We start from the raw sequence: 20,440 nt of genomic DNA, 5'->3' as shown, positions 1-20,440 counted from the left end.
ATGCTATCAATCAAAAGGCTCACCAGTATGGCTTTTGGGGTGTGGCTGTTGTCGCTGGCCACCATCGCCGGCGCCCAGCAGCAGGTTTCGCCTGAACCCATCCGTTTGTCTGCCAAAGAAGCGGTAGACTACGCACTGGCTAATCAGAGCACCGTTAAAACCGCTAAACTGGACGAACTCATCCAGCTGGCCAAGAACAAGGAGGTTAGCGGTTTGGCACTGCCCAACATCGCTGGTACCGGCTCTTACCAGTACAACCCGATCACCCAGAAACAAATGTTTAACATGAGGAACTTTGGCCTGCCCAAAGATTCCTTTACCGCAGTTTCCTTCCAGCTGCCGCATAACCTGCTCGGTGAAGTGAAACTTACACAAACACTCTTCGACCCCAGTGTACTCGTAGCTTTACAGGCCCGTAAAACACTGGAAGATCTCGTATCGCAGGGCGTGGAAAAAGCGGAAATAGACGTGAAATCCACCGTGTACAAGGCCTATTACAATGTACTGTCGGCCAACAAGGCTTTGACCATCCTTTCCGAAAACATCAGTTCCCTGGAAAAGATCCTCAATGAAACCAAAGAGATCTATAAAAACGGCCTCGCGGAAAAACTGGATGTAGACCGCCTGGTGGTACAATACACCAACCTGCAAACAGAACAAACCAAACTCCGTAACCTGATTGAAATTGGTACCGCTTCGCTGAAATACCAGATGGGCATGCCACTGAAACAAGCCATAACGTTAACGGATACACTTTCTACAGAAAGGATTGCTGCAGATGTGCTGGACATGGATAAATTCGACTACTCACAGCGGATCGAATACCAGTTGCTGCAAACGCAAAAGAAAGCAAATGAATATGATCTGAAAAGATATAAGCTGAAAGGTTTACCCTCCCTGCAATTGTTCGGTTCTACCGGCGCCATCAGGGGAAGCGATAAATTTGATTACCTCCAGAACCAGATGTGGTACGGTTATGTAAACACAGGACTGAACCTCTCTGTTCCTATTTTCAGTGGGATGCAGCGTAAACGCCAGGTAGACCAGGCATGGCTGGCTGTAAAGAAAAGTGAAGTGGCTATTGAAAATGCAAAGCTGGGCATCGACCTGGAAAGAGAACAATCGTACTCCACTTTCCGCAACAACGTACTCACGCTGGAAGCACAGGAGAAAAACATGGAGCTGGCGCAGGACGTGTATAACACCACCCAGATCAAATACAGGGAGGGCGTAGGTTCCAGCCTGGAAATGACCACCGCTGAAAACGATCTGCTTACTGCACAGAATAATTATTTCACTGCATTGTTTAACGCTATTGTAGCCAAAGTAGATCTGCTGAAATCGTACGGCAAACTATAAGCTTCATTATTTCAATCACCATTCACTACTAACTATATGATCAAAAAATATTCTTTCCTGATCCCTTTTATTACCCTGGTGCTCGCAGCCTGCGGTGGTGGCGGAAATAAAGCTGAACAGCTGGAGAAGCTGAAACAGGAGAAAGTAAAATATAACGAAAACATCGACAAAAAAATAGCCGCGCTGGAAAAAGAAGTGGGTGTGAAAGATACCACGGCGCAGAAAATGAAAGATGTAACCGTAACCGCTATCACGGATACCATATTTGAACATTATATAGATGTGCAGGGAAGTGTGGACGCCCGTGAAAACGTAAACGTTTCCGCCCGTGTACCGGGAGTAATTACCAACATTTTTGTAAGAGAAGGACAGGCAGTAAAACAGGGACAAACACTGGCCCAGGTAGACGACCAGGTGCTGAGAGCCAACATGGCCGAACTCCGCACCCAGATGGATCTGGCTAACACCCTGTTTGAAAAACAGAAAAATCTGTGGTCACAGAAAATAGGTTCTGAGGTACAGTATCTCAATGCCAAAAACCAGAAAGAAAGCCTGGAAAGGAAGATGGCTACCCTGCAGGATCAACAATCGCAAACCCGCATCATTGCACCTATCAGCGGTACCGTAGATGCGGTAATTGCTAAAGTAGGCGACAATGCAGCACCTGGCGCACCTGCCTTCCGCGTGGTAAACGCCAACAACCTGAAAGTAACTGCCAACGTAGCAGAAGCTTACGCCGGTTTGCTGAAATCAGGCGACGCAGTGATCTTGTCTTTCCCGGATATTAACCGTGAAATACGCAGTACTATTGGTTTTGCTTCCAGGACCATTGATCCGCTGAGCCGCACCATCAAAATTGAAGTGCCGCTGAAACCGGATGCAGGCCTGCGTCCTAACATGATTGCCCGCATCAGGATCGTAGATTATACCGCTAAAAACGCGGTAGTGATCCCGGTAAGCGTGATCCAGTACACCTCCGGAAAACCCTATGTAATGGTAGCGCAGAATGCCAATGGTAAAATGGTGGCACAACGCAAAACAATAGATATGGGCCGCACATACAACGATAAGGCTGAAATAAAGAGTGGTTTGACAACAGGTGATAAAATTATCACCACCGGTTTTCAGGGGTTGAACGATAACGACCTGATTAAATTATAAAGCTGATTCAAACAGCTAAAACCAAGTGTATGCAAGACAATCTCCATAAAGAATTTAAGCCTACCAGCTGGTCCATTGATAATAAAGTGAGCGTATACGTAGCCACCATTATCATTGCATTGGCAGGTATACTTTCCTATATTAACCTGCCGAAGGAACAGTTCCCGGAGGTAGTGTTCCCGCAGTTCTATATCAATACCATTAACGCCGGTACTTCCCCGGAAGATATGGAAACAACGGTAACCAAACCGATAGAAAAACAATTAAACGGCATCTCCGGTGTAAAGAAGATCAAGAGTACTTCCATGCAGGATTTCTCTGCGATCACCATCGAGTTCAATGCCAATGAAGATATTGAAGCTGCCCGTCAGCAGGTGCGTGAAAAAGTAGATGATGCGAAGAAAGATCTGCCGAAGGACCTGACCCAGGAACCGCAGATTGTGAAGATAGATGTGTCGCAGATTCCTATCATGAACGTAAACCTTTCCGGCGACTTCGATCTGCAAACACTGAAAAAGTATGCAGATGACATGAAAGACCGGATTGAAGCGCTGAATGAAATTACCCGTGTAGACCTCGTAGGGGAACTGGAACGCGAAATCCAGATCAACGTGGACAAATACAAAATGGACGCGGCGCAGATCAGCTTCGAAGATATCATCGGCGCCATCCAGGGAGAAAACATCACCATCTCCGGTGGTCTTGTTGCGATGGATGGTCAGAAACGTACCCTGAGTGTAAAGGGAGAATATAAAGACCCTGCAAGAATAGGTAACATCATTGTACGCGGCCAGTCCGGCGCAACGGTATACCTGAAAGATATTGCCAACGTGGTAGATGGTTTCCTGGAACAGGAAAGCTATGCACGCCTCGGCGGTAAAAATGTAATCACCCTCAACGTTATTAAACAGAGTGGTAAAAACCTGATCGACGCATCCGATAAGATCCAGGCGATTACAAAAGACATGAAGGAAAATTACTTCCCTAAAAACCTGGAAGTAACCATCACGGCAGATCAATCTAAATCTACCCGTGTAACCCTGCATGACCTGATCAATACCATCATTATCGGCTTCCTGCTGGTAACAGTGATCCTCATGTTTTTCATGGGAGCGGTGAACGCGATCTTCGTGGCGTTATCCGTACCAATTTCCATGTTCATTGCATTTTTACTGATGCCGATGTACGGGTTTACGTTAAACATGATGGTGCTGTTCTCCTTCCTGCTGGCATTGGGTATTGTGGTGGATGATGCCATTGTGGTGATAGAAAACGTACACCGTATTTATAACCAGCGAAAGGACCTGGGCATTGTGAAGGCCGCTAAGATAGCTGCGGGAGAAGTGTTCCTGCCGGTATTTTCCGGTACCCTTACAGTGCTGGCGCCGTTTGTGCCACTGCTGTTCTGGCCTGGTGTGATCGGTAAGTTCATGTTCTACCTGCCGGTTACGCTGATCACTACATTGGGTGCGTCCCTGGTGGTGGCCTATATCATTAACCCGGTGTTTGCAGTGGATTTCATGGACAGGCATGAAGGGGAGAATCATCCCAAGCCTAAGTTTGATAAGAAATTCACGATCCTCTCCGCCGTGTTTGCCTTCCTGGCCCTGGTGGGTTATGCCAATGGCAGCATGGGTGTGGGCAACTTTGTAGTATTCCTTTACCTGGTGATTGTACTGGAACGTTTCTGGTTAGGTGGCGTGGCACGCCGTTTCCAGCACGGATTCTGGCCCAAAGTGCAGGATCGTTACAAACGCATATTGCAGTGGTGTTTGCTGGGATGGCGCCCGGTATGGATTGTGGTGGCCACGTTTGGATTACTGATCTTCAGTATTATGCTGACGGCTATACGAAATCCGAAAGTGGTGTTCTTCCCGCAGGCAGATCCCAACTTCATCTATACTTATATAGAGTTACCCAATGGTACTGATCAGAAGTATACCGATTCTATCACCAACCTGGTAGAAAAGCGTATCACTAAGGTAGTGGGTGAAAAGAACCCGATAGTGGAATCTATTATTTCCAATGTGGCCAAAGGCGCCGGCGATCCTTCACAGATGGATCTCAGCGTGCAGCCGCAGAAAGGTAAAGTAACGGTAGCCTTCGTGGAATTTGGTGCGAGAGATGGGCAGTCGACCGTACAATATCTTGATAAAATCCGTAACGCGGTAAAAGGTATCCCGGGAACCAATATCACGGTAGAGCAGGAGCAGGGTGGTCCGCCAACCGGTAAGCCTATCAATATTGAAATCAGCGGCGATAATTTTGATGAGCTGACCAGTTCTTCGTTCAGACTTAAACGTTATCTCGATTCCCTGCAGATTGCGGGTGTGGAGGAACTGAAGAGCGATTTTGAAGATAATAAACCGGAGATCGTAGTGAATATTGACCGTGAGCGGGCGAATGCAGAAGGTATTTCCACCCGTCAGATTGGTGGCGCCCTCCGTACAGCGCTGTTTGGATTTGAGGCTTCCAAGATCCGTGATGCGAAGGATGAGTATAAGATTATGGTAAGATTAAATGAGGATCAGCGGAATAATATCAATAACCTGATGAACCTCAACCTGGTATACCGCGACATGAATATGGGCGGGGCAATACGCCAGGTGCCATTGTCGGCGGTAGCGGATATTCATTATTCCAATACTTATGCGGGTATTAAGCGTATCGACCAGAAACGCGTAATTACCCTGTATTCCAACATCTTAACCGGTGCAAATGCGAATGAAGTGGTGCAGCATATTGAAACATCCCTGAAGGACTTTACCCATCCGAATTCTGTGACTATTAAGATGACCGGTGAACAGGAAGACCAGCAGGAAACCATGAACTTCCTGATGATGGCGATGCTGGGTGCATTTGGGCTGATCCTGATGATTATGGTGACCCAGTTTAACTCCATCGGCCGCCCGATGATCATCTTTATGGAGATCCTGTTCAGTATTATAGGTGTGTTCCTGGGCTTCTCCATCTTTAAAATGGATATTTCCATTGTAATGACGGGCGTGGGTATTATGGCCCTGGCGGGTATTGTGGTACGTAATGGTATCGTACTGGTAGAGTTCACGGATTTATTAATCCAGCAGAAGATGCCGGTATATGAAGCGGTGGTGGAAGCGGGTCGTACCCGTATGACGCCGGTAATATTAACGGCTATTGCTGCTATTTTGGGTCTTATCCCGCTGGCAGTGGGCTTTAACATCGACTTTGCCGCGTTGTTCAGTGAGTTTAAGCCGCATATCTTCTTTGGTGGGGATAACGTGGCGTTCTGGGGCCCGCTGGCCTGGACAATGGTGTACGGGTTGATTTTTGCGACCTTCCTGACCCTGGTACTGGTGCCGGTGATGTACGCGATGAACAAGCGTTCCATTGACGTGCTGGATAGGTTTAATATGCCACGGTGGCTGAAGTACGTGCCTTTCCTGGTGCTGATCATCAAGGCGGTGTTCATGAAACGGGATGAGGTGAGGAAAATGCACGATCCGAAGTACCTGTCGCCAAAACCATATGATTTCTTCCCGGAGCCGGAGGTTGCTGAAGAGGAGCCGGTATTGGGGAAGAAGAAAGTGGATGGTATCTCCGTTAATTAAGTTTTTTTTCAATACAGTGTAACAGTTGTAGGTTAACAGTCTCCGTCCCGATTCTTCGGGACGGATTTTTTTCGTATATTACGGCCGGAAAGACTTTTTTTCTTTCATTAACAAATTTTAACATTTGGAATGAGTGGCATTTGGAAAGCCTTTATTACTTTTGACCCTTCAGACAGTTGTTGACACGTTACTAGCCATATACAGCCTTAGCCTTATATGCCATATGATAAAATAAGAGATAATTTATAATAAGAGACGCCTGTTTTGAACAGTTAGGGCATTTAGCCTGTAATAATCAGTAAGTAGAGAAATAAGATAATCAGCACAGCTTTCTTGACAATAGCAGCACCGCCATTAAAAGAATACTAAGGCGAAAGATTGGAAGACCATGGAGTATGTAGCATCATTAGCGTTTGCTAAGGAGAAGGACCAACAGGATCCCTTAAACAAATTCAGAGACCAGTTTTATTTTCCACAACGTAACGGAAAGGATGCTATTTATTTATGTGGCAACTCGCTCGGATTGCAGTCGAAAAATGTGAAATCGGCGATAGAACAGGAGTTGGCGGATTGGCAACAATGTGCGGTAGAGGGGTATTGGGAGGCTAAGAATCCATGGTTATATTATCAGCAGTATTGCAGTAAGCCTTTAACGGCGATTTTGGGTGCGAGTCAGCAGGAGCTGACGGTGATGAATACGCTGACGGTGAATCTGCATTTGATGATGCTTAGTTTTTACCGGCCAAACAAACAGCGGTTTAAAGTGTTAATGGAAGCAGGAGCTTTTCCGAGCGATCAGTACGCAGTTGAAACCCAGGTAAAGTTCCACGGCTACGATCCGGAAAGTGCCATCATAGAAGTTTCCCCGCGACCCGGAGAACATTTGATAAGATTGGAAGATATTTTAGAGATTATTAACACAGAAAGTGATAGCTTAGCATTGGTTTTGTTTGGAGGTATAAACTATTATACCGGACAGTTTTTTGATATACCCGCTATAACAGCAGCTGCGCATAAGGCCGGCGCTTACGCAGGTTTCGACCTGGCACACGTAGCAGGAAATATACCGGTAGAATTGCACAATTGGGAAGTAGATTTTGCCGTTTGGTGCTCATATAAGTACCTGAATGGTGGTCCCGGCGCAGTAGGAGGCGCATTTGTGCATGAGAAACACGCCAGCAACCGTAATTTTCTTAGACTGGGTGGCTGGTGGGGCAATGAAGAGAGTGCACGTTTTAAAATGGGAAAAGGGTTTGTGCCTAAAAAAGAAGCTGAAGGATGGCAACAGAGCACCGCTCAGGTGTTTAACATGGTTAGCCTGAAAGCATCCCTGGAATTATTTGAAGCAGCCGGTATCGGCGCTTTACGTATCAAAAGTGAAGGAATGACCAATTATCTTGAATTTCTTTTGCAACAGTTAAAAGGCATAAATTTCCAGATTATAACACCGAAAAATTGTAATGAACGCGGCGCTCAGTTATCTTTGTTGTTCCTAGACAAAGGTAAAGAGATACATCAACGGATGACCGATGCCGGTATAATCGTTGACTGGAGAGAGCCCGGAGTTATCAGGGTATCACCGGCACCCTTATATAACTCCTATCAGGACGTATTTCATTTTTATGAAATCATAGCTAATATTGCTTCAAACGCTTAATTAAGTAAGATGACTTTTGAGAGAAACGAACGCCCCCGCAGGCCTTATTCTTCTGATACCAACAAAGAGAATGATCCCAATAAGGAGAAAGGCGATGACAAACCCAATTTAAATAACGAGCGGGAAGGCGGCAAACCCGACTACAACAGTGGTGGCTCAGAAGGGCGCACTGGTTACAATCGAGAAGGCGGATATCGTCCGCGCACAGACTACAATCGTGATGGCGGCACAGGTGGCGGCTACAACCGTGAAGGCGGAAGTGGTGGTTACAACCGTGATGGCGGCAGTGGTGGTGGCTACAACCGAGATGGTGGTGGCAGTAATTACAACCGAGATGGCGCAGGTGGCGGCTACAACGGTGGTGGTGGATACGATCGCGGCGGAAGCGGCGGTGGTGGCTACAACCGCGGTGGTGGTGGTTACGGCGGCGGCAGTGGCGGCGGTGGATACGATCGCGGCGGCGGTGGCGGAGGCTACAACCGTGGTGGTGGTGGCTACGGCGGCGGCAGTGGCGGTGGTGGATACGATCGCGGCGGAAGCGGCGGTGGTGGATACGACCGTGGCGGTGGCGGCGGTGGTTATAATCGCGGCGGTGGCGGCGGTGGATACGATCGCGGCGGAAGCGGCGGTGGTGGATACGACCGTGGCGGCGGCGGTGGTGGTTACAATCGCGGCGGTGGCGGCGGTGGTTACGATCGTGGCGGTGGCGGCGGTGGTTACAATCGCGGCGGTGGCGGCGGTGGTTACGATCGCGGCGGCGGTGGCGGTGGATACAATCGCGGCGGTGGCGGCGGCGGTGGATACCGTGGCGGCGGCGCTCCAAGACAAGGTGGAAGACCTCAGCGCTTTGAGCCAAAACCAGATAACAAAATATACTTTATCGCACTGCTGCCAACTGCAGAAGTAGGTAAAGAAATTATAAAGATCAAACAGGAATTTGCAGAACAATACGGTCCTATGTACGCACTGAAAGTGCTGCCACATATTACCCTGCAGGTACCTTTCACTGCTGATCCGGCATTGGAAAAAGCTTTCTGTGATGAACTGACGGAATTTGCCAAAACACAGGCGCCTTTCGAAGTTTCCCTGAAAGGCTTCGGTACTTTCCCGAATAAACAGAACCGTGTACTGTTCATCAACGTGGAAAAAAGTGAAACCATGTCTGCTATGCACCGTCAGCTGATCAACTTCCTGCGTAAGGAATTTGGCTTCAGCACCATGCTGGCACGTACAGGATTTACCCCACACGTTACCGTGGCATTTAAAGACCTGGAAGATGATCAGTTCAACAAAGCATGGCCTGAATATGAGAACAAGGAATACGAGGCTACTTTTAAAGTAAACAACCTCTACTTCCTCCGTCACAACGGTAAATCATGGGAAGTGCTGCAGAAATGCAAATTAGGTGGCGCCTGATAAATGCCCATCTTTAAAATAATAAAAGGCCCCTGCACTTGCAGGGGCCTTTTCATTTTAAACACAGACAGTATAACAGTGTAGGATATACGAAGTTTACATCATTACTGCTTTACTACCTTACCGGAACCCTTTACCTCCGCTACCACTTTCGCTTCACCGGTATAAACAATATTTCCGCTGCCATAGATCCTGGCGTCCAGGTTTTTCCTTACATACACGCCATGCCCGCCGGAACCACGGATAGTAATACTGGCATTTTGCACTTCCAGGTTCATTGCGGCAATGTTGCCGCTGCCATTGATATCACTGCTCAGCGAGCCGGCAAATCCACGCATGTTAATGTTGCCCGAACCGTTGATAGTAGTGTTAAGAGTGGCAGCATCCAGTATAAGCGCCGCATCGGCACTGCCGTTTAGTTCATACTTAAATAAGGAAGTATGTATGGTATCCTGATTATCTAAGGATCCCGAACCATCAAATTTTACCCGTTGAAAAAGAGGATTGTGAACATATACTTTCATGGGCTGATGATGCCGGATATTGACCCCGTTTTTTACCCGGACGAATAAAGTGTTGCTGCGCATGCCTGTTTCTATCACGCCTATAATATTGTCTTCCGCTTTTATTTCCACCTTCGCGTTGTTTTCCTGCAACAGGTGTACCTCAAATGGTCCTGATATGTCCACATCCGTAAAAGGGTCTGTGGTGCGGGTTTCCGTCACCACATTACCGGAGCCCGAAATGTTTTCTTTGGTACAGCCGGATAAAATAATGCTAAAGATGGCAATCATCAGCAGCAGCCATCCAATACTCAAACTTGTATACGTTATAATAAACTGCTTTTTCATAAACATCATTTTAAAAAAGAGGTGCTTAAAGAAATGACGTTTAGAGAAACACTTACCCCTATGGGGTGAAAAAAGATAGTTTTTGGGAGAAGACAGGAAGGCTATAAATGAAAGAAGCCGGCCGTACAGACGTACGGAACCGGCTTTTTGATTAACCCCTATGAAAACAAACTATTGCTCTTGTTTAATGTGCTAATTTAATTTCTCCTAAATCAGTGGATTTTCCATCCTCCACTTTAACATCTGTAACAGTTGCAGGCTTATACGGCGCTTTCGCTCCTACTATAACGGTATACGCACCGGCCTTCGCTGCCTGAAAACTAAACGCGCCATCAGTAACAGGCGATTTTAATGTATCTGTTCCCTGAATGGCCCAGGCTTCAGTAGCCCCATCTGCCGGTGTTACTTTACCTGCTATGGATCCACCATCAACGCCCTTAAATGCGAAGGCTCCAATCGCCACAGCTGCAAGTGCTAACATGCTTACTTTTATCTTCTTCATAGCTTACAATTTTAAACGGTTTAACAATAAAGGTTACATGGTAAGTAAAGGTGTTAGCATTTTTTTTATTACTGTTTTAAGATGTAAAAGAACTTGTTGTTATAGCCCGATTTTGCAATTACGATGCCATACTGTTTTGGAGCCTTGCCATTTAACATATTTTTTGGAAGACATTAACAAAAACAATGGAACATATATTTAAAAAGAAAGGCCGCCACATACGCTGTGGCGGCCTTTCTATGACGTTTGTATCTGTAATACTTATCTTCTGTTTAACTTGCTCATGAGGCGCAGTATTTCCAGGTATAACCATACCAGTGTCACCATCAGACCAAAGGAGGCATACCACTCAAAATATTTAGGGGCGCCCTGTAAAGCTCCCTGTTCTATCATATCGAAATCCATGATCAGGTTCAGGGCCGCAATAGCTACCACCACCAGGGAAAATATGATTCCAAAGGTACCACTGCTGTGAATCAGCGGCATCTCAATATTAAACATGCGCAATACAATGGCGATCAGGTAAAAGATACCGATACCCAGGGTGGCAGTCATCACAATTGATTTAAAACGCTCCGTTGCCCGGATCACCCCTGTGCGATAGAGGATCAGCATGGCAATGAAAGTACCAAAGGTTAAACCTACGGATTGCATTACGATGCCAGGCCATTTGGTTTCAAACATGGCGGAAATAGCACCCAGGAATAAACCTTCTGCTATCGCGTATGCGGGGGCCAGGTAAGCCGACCATTCTTTTTTGAAAATAATCACCAATGCCAGTATAAATCCACCGATGGCGCCACCAAATGCCAATGGCATTACGCTGCCGCTATTTCTGTAAAATTCTCCCCAGGAAAAAACTGCAGCCGCCATTAACAGCAGGAGCATAAAAGACATTTTGTTAACGGTTCCACGGATGGTCATGGTCTCCCCTGCGATGTGAGGCGCTTTATCAAATACACTTTGCTTCAGTACAGGGTTGTTCGATTGAAAGAGTGCCATAAAGTATAGTTTAAATTTATGGGTTAAAAATACGATTTGATTTGATATCAGGGGCAGTTATACCACTGAAAAAGGGCAAAATTAGCATTTCTATAACCATAACTTCCCGTTATCAGCCATAACTATAAGTAATGGGAATGCTTTATTCCGGTAAGAATAGTCTACTAAAGTTGTGTACTTTTGTAATCGGATCGGGAATAATATTGCAGGGCTGTGGGTTCCTACCTCCCGATTACCTAAATTTACATCTTTAAAAAGAATATCTTAAAAAGAATAAATAGATGCCTAATACTTCGATTCAACAGCTGGAGGATGTAGTGATAAAATTTGCAGGCGACAGTGGAGACGGGATGCAGTTAACAGGTACCCAGTTTTCAAACAATACCGCATTATTCGGTAATGACCTGAGCACATTCCCGGATTTTCCGGCGGAGATCCGTGCCCCGATAGGTACATTACCCGGCGTGAGCGGTTTCCAGCTACACTTTTCTTCTAACAGAATATTCACCCCGGGCGACGCCTGCGATGTGCTGGTAGTGATGAACGCTGCAGCATTGAAGGCTAACCTGAAAGGACTTAAAAAAGGCGGCATTATCCTCGCCAATACCGATGGGTTTGACGCTAAAAACCTTCGCCTCGCCAATTACCCGGAAGGCGTAAATCCGCTGGAAGATGGTTCCCTGGCGCCGTACCAGCTGCATACAATGGATGTAACCAAAATGACGCGCGAAGCGCTGAAGGATACTACCCTGGGTATGAAAGAGAAAGACCGTGCAAAAAACATGTTTGTGCTGGGATTCCTCTACTGGCTGTACGACCGTAACATGGAAAATACAGAAGTGTTCCTGAAAGAGAAATTCGGCAAAAAACCGGATATCCTGGACAGTAACCTGAAAGTACTGCATGCCGGCTACAACTTTGCTGATACTGTAGAAGCCTTTACCACCCGCTATCGCGTGGAAAAGGCACGGATGGAACCTGGTACCTACCGCAGTATTACCGGTAACACCGCCCTGGCTTATGGCCTGGTGGCAGCATCGCAGAAAGCAAACCTGCCCCTGTTCCTCGGTACTTACCCGATTACGCCGGCTTCCGATATCCTGCATGAACTGAGCCGCTTTAAGAATTTTGGTATCCGTACCTTCCAGGCGGAAGACGAAATTGCGGGGATCACCTCCGCCATTGGCGCCTCCTACGGCGGTCATATGGGCGTTACCACTACCTCCGGCCCCGGTATGGCACTGAAAGGTGAAGCAATGGGACTGGCAGTAATGCTGGAAATACCTTTAATGATCGTTGATATTCAACGTGGCGGCCCTTCTACCGGGTTGCCTACCAAAACGGAACAGTCCGACCTGTTACAGGCATATTATGGCCGTAACGGAGAGTGCCCGATGCCAATTGTTTCCGCATCCACACCAGCAGACTGCTTCGAGGCGGTATTTGAAGCCTTCCGGATCTCTGTAAAGCACATGACCCCGGTTATTTTCCTCAGTGATGGCTATATCGCCAACGGTTCTGAACCGTGGCGCTTCCCTAAAGCTGCCGACCTGCCCGCAATTGAAGTGAAATTCAAGAAGGGACTGGAAGAAGGAGAGGAACAATTCCTGCCCTATCACCGTGATGAAAACCTGGTGCGCCCCTGGGCAGTACCCGGTACACCTGGCCTGGAACACCGTATTGGTGGCCTGGAGAAACAGAACATCACCGGTAACGTGAGCTACGATCCGGAAAACCACCAGCTGATGGTGAAGATCCGCCAGGAAAAGGTAGATAAGATCGCGGATCATATTCCGTTGCAGAAAATAGAACTCGGTCCGGAAAAAGGAAAGATCCTGGTACTGGGCTGGGGCTCCACCTATGGCGCCATCAAAAGCGCTGTGCTGGACCTGCTGGCAGAAGGACATGAAGTAGCGCATGCACATATCCGCTACATCCGTCCTTTCCCCAAAAACCTGGGGGAAATACTGCACAGCTATGATAAAGTGCTGATTCCTGAAATCAATAACGGCCAGCTGATCAAAATTATCCGTGATCAGTTCCTGATTGATGCACAGGGCTATCATAAAATTATGGGCGTACCTATTACCAAAGGTGAACTGATCACAAAGATCAGGGAAATGCTGGCATAAGCTACTGCCGTATATTATTTTAAAGTACACAATAAAAAATCCTGTCCGTAGTGGCAGGATTTTTTGTATTTTCCTTGATGGGAGGAACACTTGCAGCTACTACTTCCCCGGGAAAATATTGTTAGTTTAAGTCAACTATTATGAATAGTCTTTTTAGGGTATTGTTTATCACCTTCACAGTAGCTGTATTGTTTTTACAGGCAAAAGCCCAAACCAATACTTTCGAAGTGCGTATTGCCAATCACGCAGTAGGGACCATTGAAGCTAACCGCAAGCTCGCCGGAAACGCCAAAAGCATCATTATCAAAACACGGATCCAGATCATGTTGTCGAAGATCAACAGCGACATTGCGAATGAATACAGCAATAATGTACTCACCACTGCAAAGGTTTCACGGGTATCCGGTAAATCGGGCGAAGATAAACAGACTACTATCCATCGTAACGGTAAGGAATACACGATAATAGTTAACGGCGCAAAATCAGTAATAGATACGGAAATAGAAGAGTGTGTGGCGGATCTTTATTTTATGGAACCCCGGCAACTGAGCCGTGTGTTTTCTGAAACGCTGGGCCGTTTCCTGCCTGTGAAATCGCTGGGAGGGGGCGTGTATGAGCTTATATTGCCGGAGGGAAAAAAGAATGTATTCAAATATGAAAACGGCATCTTAAAACAGGTAGAGGTAAATCATACACTGGGCAAAGCCTTTTTTGTAAAAATAAGCTAACTGCGAAGGATGTGATTATCCTGATAGCTTACCAGGACAATCACATCTATCATAAAAATTACAATACCTGTTCAATGATCTGACCGCTCACTTTATCTTTCAGGATCAGCTTCTTCGCCCCGAAATGCGTCATCTCTTCTTTTACCAGATAATATTGGTCGTTGTACTCCGTTAAGGTTTTTGCTTTGGTAAGCCCTTCCTGTCCGCGCCATATTTCCAGTTGCACCGGTTCCCACTGCTTGGTGGCTGCACTCTTATAAGCAGCATCCAGAATGGCGTTCACCACATAGCCGTCGTAAAACGTTTCATTGGCTTCCTTACCGGCTTCCATTGCATCAAACATATTGGTGAACATGTGATTATAACCCAGTTCATTCAGTTCATCGCCTACGGGAAACAGCCAGCCGGAATTGCTTTCAGCTTTCTCTGCCACATAATCAGCGCCTTTGCCGGTAGTAAACATATCAAAGCCGGTACGCAGGAAGCTGTTGAGCCAGATGGTTCCTTCGGTACCCATTACTTCATCGCGCAGATCGAGACCGCCGCGGAAAGTCCAGCTTACTTCAAACTGGCCGATGGCGCCGTTTTCATATTTCACCAGGCCAATAGCATGATCTTCTGCATCAATAGGTTTTACCTGTGTATCTGCCCAGCACATCACTTCTACCGGTTTAATATCCTTCCCGATAAAGTTGCGGCCAATTTCCACGCAGTGGCAGCCCAGATCCAGGATGCAGCCGCCGCCGGCCTGTTCTTTATCCCAGAACCATTCGCTGTGGGGGCCGGGATGCGTTTCCCTGGACTTGGCCCAGAGAATCCTTCCCAGGGCGCCGTCTTTCACGCTTTGCAGCGCTTTCAGGAACTTGGGAGTGTACACCAGGTCTTCGAGATAACCGTGGAAGATGCCCGCTTTTTCTACTGCTTCCAGCATCCGCTTTGCTTCCTGTGCATTACGTCCCAGCGGCTTGGTGCAGATCACTGCTTTTTTGTGTTTGCAACAAAGATTAACCGCTGCTTCATGCAGGTTATTGGGAAGAGATACACAAACTACGTCTACTTCCGGACGGGCAATGGCAGCTTCCATTTCCGTGGTTTGAAAAGCAACATCGTAATCTGTGGCGAATTTTTGCGCGCTTTCTTCCCGGCGGGAATATACACTTACAATTTTATCGCGGCTACGCTGCCCCTGCAGGGAATCGGCATAGAACCGCGCAATAAAACCTGAACCAAGCATTGCTATTTTTGCCATAATAATCGTTTTGCCGATGATTAATGTTTAACAACCGTATTCTTATTGCTATCTCTGAAAAACAACATAAACAGTACTAATACTACTGCAGCAATACCTGCAGGAATCAGCCAGATGGTATGCCAGTTGTGGCTGTTGGCGCCTGTTTTATAGGCGTCTACAATAGGCCCGGAGATGATAAAACCAATTAACATTCCCACGCCATAAGTAGCCAGTGTTACAAAACCCTGTGCAGAGCTTTTGAATTCTTCACCGGCAATTTTATCGGTGTAGATCTGCCCGGTTACAAAGAAGAAATCATAACAGATACCGTGTAAGATGATCCCTACAATCAGCATCCAGTAGTTGGCGTCGATGTCGCCGAAAGAGAAGAGGGCGTAGCGTACTACCCAGGCGAGCATACCTAATGCCAGCATCTTTTTCACACCTAACCTGGCGAAGAACAACGGCATTACCAGCATGAACAGGAACTCAGACATCTGTCCCATAGATTGCTTGCCGGCAGCGGCGTTCATGCCTATTTCATTCAGGAATGGATTGGTGAAATTATAGTAAAATGCCAGTGGAATACAGATGGCAATAGACGCCAGGAAGAACAGCAGGTAAGAGCGGTTTTTCAGCATCCGGATGGCATCCAGGCCGAGGATTTCTTTTACAGAGATCTGGGTGCCTTTTTTTGCCGGCGGTGTTTTAGGCAGGGTAAAGCTGAACAATCCCAGCAGGAGGGAAGCGCCTGCAGCCATTTTAAAGGTAAGGTCCAGCGAGTTGGTTTTTTCCCACTGCAGCCACCCGATGAGTAAACCCGCGATGATCCATCCTACGGTGCCGAATACACGGATAAAAGAAAACTCTTTACTTGGGTCGCTCATCTGCCGGAAGGAGATAGAGTTCACCAGTGCCAGCGTGGGCATGTAAAGGATCATATAAACCAGCAACACGGGATAGAAGCTGTCGTAGCTGGTCATGCCCGAGCAGGTCCATAGCAGCGCTGCGCCAGCGAGGTGTATCACTCCGAGGATGACCTGTGCGGAAATGAACCGGTCGGCAATAATGCCTACAATAAAAGGCGCTATCACTGCACCGATAGATTGTGTAAGAAAGGCATAACCCACCTGGGTATCGGTGGCGCCCTGCAGATTTTTTAATACGAATGTTCCTAATGTCACAAACCATGCGCCCCAGATAAAAAATTCCAGGAACATCATAAATGATAGTTGTACCCTAACAGCTGATCTCATAACGACTAATGCTTTATTGATTGAATCTTGATGAACCGCTTAAGATAATAAAATTCCATAATTGCAGCATGAAATTATTGATGGATAACAGAAACTCCTGCGGTTCATAGAGTATTGTTTCTGATCTTTTTACCGGGCATTACCGAAATACCGGAACCGGCGGCCAGTAAAGCACTTTTAGGCGCTTGTTGCAGCATGTTTTCAAACGCGGCGCCGTATAGTATCCGGGTACTGCAATGATAATCAAATCCGGTGACCGGATGAATTTCCCATTGCGGATGAGTTACCTGGTATTCGCCGGTGGTTTGGTGATCAAGCCGGGTATAGCCCCAGTAGTGGTCCGTGATAAATTGTTCCTCACTGCCTGCAACAATAGGCTGACTTGCCTGCAGAGCAGTGGCTGATAAATGATTCCATTCGTTTTTCACTTTCCAGCGGTAGGCCACTTTCAGCGTGGCTTCATCCGGGTTTTCCCAGGAGTGCGTCATGATGTGCGTGGCATACTTTTCCCCGTACAGTGTATTGGCTACAAAGGTGATGAGTGCTTTGGGCACCAGTTCTTTTACAAACACTACCCCGCGTTTCCATTCACCGGCCTGTTTGTACCGCACATAAAAGCGGAGGTTCACTTCCTCAAAAGTACGGTGGCCGGGAAAGGCCAATCCTTTCACCCGCGTGTCCTGGAAGAGAAAGCCCACGAGGCTTATGTAAGTGGTATTGTTCCAGGTGTCCAGCTCGGTATGAGCCGGTACATAAGCGTTGAGTACAGCGGGATCTGCTTCAAAGTTGATCATCAGCAGGTTTCTCCAGGCGGCGGTGAGGAATGGGCGCATATCAGCTTGCCTTTACCAGTTTTGCATAATACTTACAGGCGGGTCTTAGTCCGCATTCGCCGCATTTCGGGCTACGGGCCACGCAAATGTAGCGGCCATGCAAAATGAGCCAGTGGTGGGCGATGTGTACCTTTTCTTCCGGAATATTTTTCAGCAGCTGCAGTTCGGTTTGCAGGGGTGTTTTGGCATTGACGGTGAGTCCTATCCTGGCGGATACCCTGAATACATGCGTATCTACTGCCATGTTGGGTTGCTGATGTACTACGGAAGTGATGACATTGGCTGTTTTACGGCCTACACCGGGCAGTTTTATCAGTTCCGGTACGGTAGCGGGTATTTCGCCGTTAAAGTCTTCCACCACCATTTGCGCCATCCCGATGAGGTGTTTGGTTTTATTGTTGGGATAGCTGATGCTCCGGATGAGCGGGAACAGGTCGTCGAAGGTGGCGGTGCTGAGGGCGTATACGTCCGGGTACTGCGCAAAGATAGCAGGGGTGGTCATGTTCACCCTTTTATCGGTGCATTGCGCAGACAGGATAACGGCTACCAGCAGTTGGTAAGGATTGTCGTAGATGAGTTCCGTTTCGGCATTGGGAGCATGTGTCTCAAAGTATTTGAGAACAAATGCATAACGCTCTTTTTGAGTCATGCCATAAAGATAGGAAAAATGAAAAAAGTATGGTCGTTGTTACTGCTCTTCCGCTTTTTGTTTATTGGCGGCGTAGTCGAAAATCAGCTGGAGGGTGGCCACTCTTGGCGCATAACGTACAGTGTTCAGGGCTGCTTTGGTGTCGTCAAAGCTGGCTTGTTCTTCCCGGGTTAAAGAAAGATCCTCCTGGTGATGTTTGATATCGCTTTTGGTAACAAGACACAGGGTTGAAAGTACAGAAAGTGTAAAATTACTCATGCATTATTATTTTAATACTAATAATAGGTTCTCTTTTATAACGGATTTTGCCCGGAATCTATTGTTAATTTAAGATAAATTTTTAAGATGCACAAGGGGGAAAGGAAGAGCTATTGAGCGGGGGCAGGGGTGATAATGAACAGGTCTTCATTATCTTTCTTCATATAATATTTTTCGCGGGCAAATTTCTCCAGTTTTTCCGGGCTGGAAAGCAGTTCCTGCTGCTCTTCGCGGGTTTGTTTGATTTCCTGGATAAAGAATTCTTTCTGATTTTCGAGTTTATTCACCTCCGACTGGAACTGGTACTGGTACATGAGGTTGGTTTTGTCCAGGAAGGCGATCCAGATTATAAAGGCAGCAAAAGCTATGAAGAACTTATTCTTCAGGACCTTTGGCACTTTTATAGATTTTAATCCGGACATACAGCAATTTACAAATCATTTTTGGATTTCAGATATCCGGCGGTGATGTTGCCGGATATCCGAGATCCAAAAGTTTTTCCCGAAGGATTATTTTTTAACACTGATAGAGTTGGTAGGATAGATCGCTACTTCACCCAGTGCTTCTTCGATACGGAGTAACTGGTTGTATTTCGCCATACGGTCGGTACGGGAAGCGGAACCGGTTTTGATCTGACCGCAGTTCAGGGCTACGGCGAGGTCAGCGATGGTAGTATCTTCAGTTTCGCCGGAACGGTGGCTCATGATGGAAGTGTAACCGGCTTTGTGCGCCATGTTCACCGCATCGATGGTTTCTGTTACGGTACCGATCTGGTTTACTTTTACGAGGATGCTGTTAGCGATACCTTTATCGATACCTTCTTTCAGGCGGAGTACGTTGGTTACGAACAAATCGTCGCCTACCAGCTGTACGCGGTTGCCTACTGATTCAGTCAGTTTTTTCCAGCCATCCCAGTCGTCTTCAGCCATACCATCTTCGATGGAAACGATTGGATATTTATTCACCCATTCAGTCCAATAAGCCACCATTTCGTCGCTGCTGATTACTTTCTGGGAGCTTTTGTAGAATTTATAGCTCTTGGTAGCGTCATCGTACATTTCGCTGCTGGCGGCATCCAGGGCGATAGCTACCTGGGTACCTGGTTCGTAACCGGCTGCTTTGATGGCTTCCAGTACGGTTTCGATAGCTTCTTCGTTGCTCTGGATTTCAGGAGCAAAGCCGCCTTCGTCACCTACGTTGGTGCTGTATCCTTTCTTTTTCAGTACGGATTTCAGGTGGTGGAAAATTTCCACGCCCCAGCGGAGGCCTTCAGAGAAAGAAGGAGCGCCTACCGGTACGATCATGAATTCCTGGAAGTCGATTTTATTATCCGCATGCGCACCACCATTGATGATGTTCATTAAAGGAATAGGGAGGGTGAAAGCGTTTACACCGCCGAGGTAGCGGTACAGTGGCTGGTTGCTTTCTTCAGCAGCAGCTTTGGCTACCGCCATGCTCACTGCCAGGGTAGCGTTAGCGCCCAGTTTAGCTTTATTAGGAGTACCATCAAGTTGAATCAGCATTTTATCGATACCAGCCTGATCCGTTACTTCCCAGCCAATCAGTTCTTCAGCGATGATATCATTTACATTGCTTACAGCCTGCAGTACGCCTTTGCCCATGTAAACAGCCTTATCATTATCGCGCAGTTCTACTGCTTCGTGTTTACCGGTAGAAGCACCGGATGGAACTGCTGCGCGGCCAAAATGTCCGTCTTCTGTGGTTACATCAACCTCAATTGTAGGATTACCACGGCTGTCGAGGATCTGCCTGGCATGGATTTCTGAAATAATACTCATAATTCGAAAAGTTATT

17 protein-coding genes are annotated in these 20,440 nt (G+C 47.0%); 7 read left to right on the top strand and 10 right to left on the bottom strand.

Translation table 11 applies throughout. The annotated features are described in order from the left end of the window. The 5 genes from V7S65_RS26555 to V7S65_RS26535 all read left to right on the top strand — a co-directional run bounded on the left by V7S65_RS26555 (window position 1) and on the right by V7S65_RS26535 (window position 9,183). On the top strand, window positions 1-1,359 hold the full coding sequence (locus V7S65_RS26555; protein ID WP_336388995.1) for a TolC family protein: 1,359 nt from the start codon (window positions 1-3) through the stop codon (window positions 1,357-1,359). 36 nt (window positions 1,360-1,395) lie between these two features. Further along, window positions 1,396-2,520, top strand: a complete 1,125-nt coding sequence (locus V7S65_RS26550) for an efflux RND transporter periplasmic adaptor subunit (RefSeq protein WP_336388996.1) — start codon at window positions 1,396-1,398, stop codon at window positions 2,518-2,520. 29 nt (window positions 2,521-2,549) lie between these two features. Then, entirely contained in the window at window positions 2,550-6,110 is a 3,561-nt protein-coding gene (locus V7S65_RS26545) for an efflux RND transporter permease subunit (RefSeq protein WP_336388997.1), read from the top strand. A gap of 388 nt (window positions 6,111-6,498) precedes the next feature. Then, a complete protein-coding gene (kynU, locus tag V7S65_RS26540) occupies window positions 6,499-7,767 on the top strand; it encodes a kynureninase (RefSeq protein ID WP_336388998.1) in 1,269 nt (422 codons plus the stop codon). Between the two features lie 9 nt (window positions 7,768-7,776). Beyond that, window positions 7,777-9,183 (top strand): 2'-5' RNA ligase family protein, encoded by a 1,407-nt coding sequence (locus V7S65_RS26535; RefSeq protein ID WP_310009996.1) that lies wholly within the window; start codon window positions 7,777-7,779, stop codon window positions 9,181-9,183. A 104-nt stretch (window positions 9,184-9,287) separates the two neighbouring features. Here the strand turns inward: V7S65_RS26535 and V7S65_RS26530 are convergent, their stop codons facing one another. From V7S65_RS26530 to V7S65_RS26520, 3 genes are all read right to left on the bottom strand, one after another. Further along, window positions 9,288-10,034 (bottom strand): head GIN domain-containing protein, encoded by a 747-nt coding sequence (locus V7S65_RS26530; RefSeq protein WP_159454359.1) that lies wholly within the window; start codon window positions 10,032-10,034, stop codon window positions 9,288-9,290. 184 nt (window positions 10,035-10,218) lie between these two features. Next, window positions 10,219-10,536 carry a carboxypeptidase-like regulatory domain-containing protein gene (locus tag V7S65_RS26525; RefSeq protein ID WP_079471080.1) on the bottom strand — a complete coding sequence of 106 codons (318 nt, stop codon included), beginning with the start codon at window positions 10,534-10,536 and terminating at the stop codon, window positions 10,219-10,221. A gap of 261 nt (window positions 10,537-10,797) precedes the next feature. After that, a complete protein-coding gene (locus V7S65_RS26520; protein WP_079471079.1) occupies window positions 10,798-11,538 on the bottom strand; it encodes a Bax inhibitor-1/YccA family protein in 741 nt (246 codons plus the stop codon). A 281-nt stretch (window positions 11,539-11,819) separates the two neighbouring features. Here V7S65_RS26520 and V7S65_RS26515 point away from each other — a divergent pair, with 281 nt between their 5' ends. Together V7S65_RS26515 and V7S65_RS26510 are read left to right on the top strand one after the other, a co-directional pair. Beyond that, a complete protein-coding gene (locus V7S65_RS26515; RefSeq protein WP_079471078.1) occupies window positions 11,820-13,670 on the top strand; it encodes a 2-oxoacid:acceptor oxidoreductase subunit alpha in 1,851 nt (616 codons plus the stop codon). A gap of 140 nt (window positions 13,671-13,810) precedes the next feature. Further along, window positions 13,811-14,398 (top strand): DUF6134 family protein, encoded by a 588-nt coding sequence (locus tag V7S65_RS26510; protein WP_111579895.1) that lies wholly within the window; start codon window positions 13,811-13,813, stop codon window positions 14,396-14,398. 58 nt (window positions 14,399-14,456) lie between these two features. Here V7S65_RS26510 and V7S65_RS26505 read toward each other — a convergent pair whose 3' ends face one another. The 7 genes from V7S65_RS26505 to eno all read right to left on the bottom strand — a co-directional run bounded on the left by V7S65_RS26505 (window position 14,457) and on the right by eno (window position 20,424). Beyond that, a complete protein-coding gene (locus V7S65_RS26505) occupies window positions 14,457-15,647 on the bottom strand; it encodes a Gfo/Idh/MocA family protein (protein ID WP_079471076.1) in 1,191 nt (396 codons plus the stop codon). A 20-nt stretch (window positions 15,648-15,667) separates the two neighbouring features. Beyond that, window positions 15,668-16,885 carry a nucleoside permease gene (locus V7S65_RS26500; RefSeq protein ID WP_079471075.1) on the bottom strand — a complete coding sequence of 406 codons (1,218 nt, stop codon included), beginning with the start codon at window positions 16,883-16,885 and terminating at the stop codon, window positions 15,668-15,670. Window positions 16,886-16,989: 104 nt separating this feature from the next. After that, window positions 16,990-17,718, bottom strand: coding sequence for a YqjF family protein (locus V7S65_RS26495; RefSeq protein ID WP_079471074.1), 729 nt, complete (start codon window positions 17,716-17,718; stop codon window positions 16,990-16,992). A gap of 1 nt (window position 17,719) precedes the next feature. Further along, complete coding sequence (gene nth, locus V7S65_RS26490; RefSeq protein ID WP_336388999.1) at window positions 17,720-18,367, bottom strand: endonuclease III; 648 nt, start codon at window positions 18,365-18,367, stop codon at window positions 17,720-17,722. Window positions 18,368-18,406: 39 nt separating this feature from the next. After that, on the bottom strand, window positions 18,407-18,625 hold the full coding sequence (locus tag V7S65_RS26485; RefSeq protein ID WP_079471072.1) for a hypothetical protein: 219 nt from the start codon (window positions 18,623-18,625) through the stop codon (window positions 18,407-18,409). A 110-nt stretch (window positions 18,626-18,735) separates the two neighbouring features. Further along, a complete protein-coding gene (locus V7S65_RS26480) occupies window positions 18,736-19,047 on the bottom strand; it encodes an FtsB family cell division protein (RefSeq protein WP_079471071.1) in 312 nt (103 codons plus the stop codon). A gap of 87 nt (window positions 19,048-19,134) precedes the next feature. Continuing rightward, window positions 19,135-20,424: a phosphopyruvate hydratase gene (gene eno / locus V7S65_RS26475; RefSeq protein ID WP_079471070.1), complete on the bottom strand. Its 1,290-nt coding sequence runs from the start codon at window positions 20,422-20,424 to the stop codon at window positions 19,135-19,137. Between the last annotated feature and the right edge of the window lie 16 nt (window positions 20,425-20,440).

Source organism: Chitinophaga sp. CCNWYY40 (assembly GCF_037483205.1).
Lineage (GTDB): Bacteria > Bacteroidota > Bacteroidia > Chitinophagales > Chitinophagaceae > Chitinophaga > Chitinophaga ginsengisegetis.
This window is presented reverse-complemented; position numbering and strand designations above follow the sequence as displayed.

What these genes read in the sequence shown, in the direction of transcription:
- V7S65_RS26510 (WP_111579895.1), top strand. Translation starts at nt 13,811, where the DNA reads ATGAATAGTCTTTTTAGGGTATTGTTTATCACCTTCACAGTAGCTGTA.
- V7S65_RS26545 (WP_336388997.1), top strand. Translation starts at nt 2,550, where the DNA reads ATGCAAGACAATCTCCATAAAGAATTTAAGCCTACCAGCTGGTCCATT.
- V7S65_RS26505 (WP_079471076.1), bottom strand. Translation starts at nt 15,647, where the DNA reads ATGGCAAAAATAGCAATGCTTGGTTCAGGTTTTATTGCGCGGTTCTAT.
- V7S65_RS26525 (WP_079471080.1), bottom strand. Translation starts at nt 10,536, where the DNA reads ATGAAGAAGATAAAAGTAAGCATGTTAGCACTTGCAGCTGTGGCGATT.
- V7S65_RS26550 (WP_336388996.1), top strand. Translation starts at nt 1,396, where the DNA reads ATGATCAAAAAATATTCTTTCCTGATCCCTTTTATTACCCTGGTGCTC.
- V7S65_RS26515 (WP_079471078.1), top strand. Translation starts at nt 11,820, where the DNA reads ATGCCTAATACTTCGATTCAACAGCTGGAGGATGTAGTGATAAAATTT.
- V7S65_RS26535 (WP_310009996.1), top strand. Translation starts at nt 7,777, where the DNA reads ATGACTTTTGAGAGAAACGAACGCCCCCGCAGGCCTTATTCTTCTGAT.
- eno (WP_079471070.1), bottom strand. Translation starts at nt 20,424, where the DNA reads ATGAGTATTATTTCAGAAATCCATGCCAGGCAGATCCTCGACAGCCGT.
- V7S65_RS26500 (WP_079471075.1), bottom strand. Translation starts at nt 16,885, where the DNA reads ATGAGATCAGCTGTTAGGGTACAACTATCATTTATGATGTTCCTGGAA.
- V7S65_RS26555 (WP_336388995.1), top strand. Translation starts at nt 1, where the DNA reads ATGCTATCAATCAAAAGGCTCACCAGTATGGCTTTTGGGGTGTGGCTG.
- nth (WP_336388999.1), bottom strand. Translation starts at nt 18,367, where the DNA reads ATGACTCAAAAAGAGCGTTATGCATTTGTTCTCAAATACTTTGAGACA.
- V7S65_RS26495 (WP_079471074.1), bottom strand. Translation starts at nt 17,718, where the DNA reads ATGCGCCCATTCCTCACCGCCGCCTGGAGAAACCTGCTGATGATCAAC.
- V7S65_RS26530 (WP_159454359.1), bottom strand. Translation starts at nt 10,034, where the DNA reads ATGAAAAAGCAGTTTATTATAACGTATACAAGTTTGAGTATTGGATGG.
- V7S65_RS26480 (WP_079471071.1), bottom strand. Translation starts at nt 19,047, where the DNA reads ATGTCCGGATTAAAATCTATAAAAGTGCCAAAGGTCCTGAAGAATAAG.
- V7S65_RS26520 (WP_079471079.1), bottom strand. Translation starts at nt 11,538, where the DNA reads ATGGCACTCTTTCAATCGAACAACCCTGTACTGAAGCAAAGTGTATTT.
- V7S65_RS26485 (WP_079471072.1), bottom strand. Translation starts at nt 18,625, where the DNA reads ATGAGTAATTTTACACTTTCTGTACTTTCAACCCTGTGTCTTGTTACC.
- kynU (WP_336388998.1), top strand. Translation starts at nt 6,499, where the DNA reads ATGGAGTATGTAGCATCATTAGCGTTTGCTAAGGAGAAGGACCAACAG.